1 pseudogene is annotated in these 505 nt (G+C 39.2%); it reads left to right on the top strand.

The annotated features are described in order from the left end of the window. Positions 1-279: 279 nt before the first annotated feature. Positions 280-505, top strand: a pseudogene (locus AB4238_RS22440) (hypothetical protein); the annotation flags it as partial.

Here is a 505-nt window from a genome sequence, read left to right as displayed (position 1 = left end):
TTGTGTAGAAGAGTCAGGGTGGGCAGTAAGTGGATTACGACTACGATGTTAGTCATTCATTAATCGTAAACTGCCCCTCCTTGCGCCTATATCAAAGATATATTCTAAAAAACCGAGAAGGAACATTTATAATGCTAAATAAAAATATCGCATCACATTTATAATTAGCGACAGGAAGCATTGAATAAACACCGCAGGCGCTAAGATTGTAGCCTACAACAAAAGCACTATTTGATTTCAATCAGCAGTATAAACGCATTTTTAACGAGAGAATAAGTAATGACACTTATAAGTTCAATAGGCCAGCAATGGAGTAAGTCAATTCTTGCCCACCGTTTAGCGTTAACACTTAAAGAATGTGAGGCGGTGCAGCAATTATTTGGTGGCGCAACTCAGCTAACAACGGTCACTAACACTATTGCAGCATTAACCTTTATAGAGGGAACCCCAATTTGGTTACCACCTCTTGAAAGCACAGATGAAACACCACTATCAGCACCTTTGA

Source organism: Shewanella sp. 10N.286.45.A1 (genome assembly GCF_041470405.1).
Lineage (GTDB): Bacteria > Pseudomonadota > Gammaproteobacteria > Enterobacterales > Shewanellaceae > Shewanella.
This window is presented reverse-complemented; position numbering and strand designations above follow the sequence as displayed.